Origin of the sequence: Blautia sp. MSK17_66 (assembly GCF_020538025.1) — a bacterium.
Taxonomy (GTDB): Bacteria; Bacillota; Clostridia; order Lachnospirales; family Lachnospiraceae; genus Blautia_A.
In genome coordinates this window covers 1-1,712 of sequence record NZ_JAJBNQ010000064.1, presented here as the reverse complement: position 1 = coordinate 1,712, position 1,712 = coordinate 1, and the positions used below count along the sequence as shown (strand labels likewise).

Here is a 1,712-nt window from a genome sequence, read left to right as displayed (position 1 = left end):
AGTCCGTGATGCACTGATGGATTTCATTTTCTATAGCACGAGACTGACTGCCACCACTGTTAAAATGCTTGGCAATCTGATTTAGATTCGATCCGATCTTTCCATATTCACTGACCAGTTTTCTGAGATCATTCATGTCTGCAATAACTTCAATCTGGTGATTGATTTGCTTTTCAAGCAGGAGTTTTCTCAGATATTTAGAACGGGAAAGCCCTGTAACGTCAGTGGCTTCATTTAATACTGCCAATTCAATATCCGTTAGTTTTAATGTGATGATGTTACGTCTCTTGAGATTCTTTTCTTTCTTCTTTGGTGCCATAGTCCTACTTCCTTTTTGATAAGACATCTTGGATGTGCGATTACACTTTTTAACCGGCTGTCCCGTCCGGTTATATAAAGTGCTGCGACTATCTTTGATAGAGAGCCAACAGATATCTTTGATGTTTGTACGAGGGTATGGGGAATCGGAATCCCCATCAAGAGACTTACCCGGAGGTATGCCGTAGCCATAAAATGGCGATACGGTAATACCCGGGTGGATCTTGCTCTGTATCTACGAACCCTCTTACATATACAAAAGATGGAGGGGAAAAATACAGGGTGTTAGAGAAAAGAATTTTAGAAAAATCAAAATAACTCAAAAACTTGATTTTTAACATTGATAAAGTTAAAATGAAAGAAAATGAGTTAAAAGGAGAACGAGAAATATGTTTACAAGCGTATTCGGGATTTCTATAAAATATGAAGCATGGAATCATCAGGATTCTTTGCCTGTTTATATTGCAGGGAGTTATGATTTTCATACAGCTTATATTGGAAACAGACGCTGTGTAATGCTTGCTCCAACAGAAGAACTTGCCACACTTCCGGCATTGAAAAAACAAATTGTAAAAATACAGCAGGTTGATAATGTGCCAGTCGTATTTGAACTTACAACGGTATCAAATTATCGAAGAAAAAGCCTTATAGAAAATAATATACCGTTTATTACTGATAAGCAGGTCTTTCTTCCTTTCATTGGGACAATGCTTTCTGATGAAAAAGAACCCCAAAAGCTGACGGGTAAGTTTGTTTACTCCACGCAGCAGTTGTTTTTATTTTATCTGTACAGTAAGAAAAAACGATTGTATATTTCAGAAGCCGGAAAAGTGCTTCCATTTACAGCAATGACCTTGACCAGAGCAGTAAAGCAGTTGGAAGCGACGGATTTATTTCTTGTAGCAAAAGACGGTGTCAATAAGGTTATTGAGTCAAAATATAAGCGAGATGAATTATTTGAAAAAGCGAAAGTATATTTGATGACTCCTGTTCGAAAAACAGGATATATAGATAAGACGCAAGTTACAGAAAATATGGTCTTTGCAGGGGAAACAGCACTTTCTGAAAAAACAATGCTAAATCCAAGTCGAGTTGTTACCTATGCAATTAGTGAGAAAGATTATGATAAAACCTTGCTGACTGATGAATTGATAGACCCGGATAAACAGATAAGACTTGAATTATGGGCATACAACCCGAAACAATTTTCAGAGGATAATAGTGCTGATGATATTTCCATTGTTTTGTCTTTTACAGATACAAACGATGAGAGAATTGAAGAAGCAGTAGACGAATTACAGGAAAGAAAGTTGAAGGAGTAATGGTTAGTGGATTTACAAAATTTAACATAATATATAGCAAGAATTCTCCTTCCTCTACAGGTGGGAGATGAA

General features: G+C 36.7%; 2 protein-coding genes. One reads left to right on the top strand and one right to left on the bottom strand.

Annotated features, from left to right (window positions below; all coding sequences use genetic code 11):
* On the bottom strand, positions 1–319 hold a 319-nt coding region (locus LIR34_RS17445; RefSeq protein WP_173903414.1), incomplete at its 3' end, for a plasmid mobilization protein.
* 388 nt (positions 320–707) lie between these two features.
* Here LIR34_RS17445 and LIR34_RS17440 point away from each other — a divergent pair.
* Positions 708–1,640: a MarR family transcriptional regulator gene (locus LIR34_RS17440; protein ID WP_173903413.1), complete on the top strand. Its 933-nt coding sequence runs from the start codon at positions 708–710 to the stop codon at positions 1,638–1,640.
* The last annotated feature ends 72 nt before the right edge of the window (positions 1,641–1,712 follow it).

Excerpts from the sequence above, each read along its gene's own strand:
- LIR34_RS17440 (WP_173903413.1), top strand. The coding sequence starts at position 708 with ATGTTTACAAGCGTATTCGGGATTTCTATAAAATATGAAGCATGGAAT.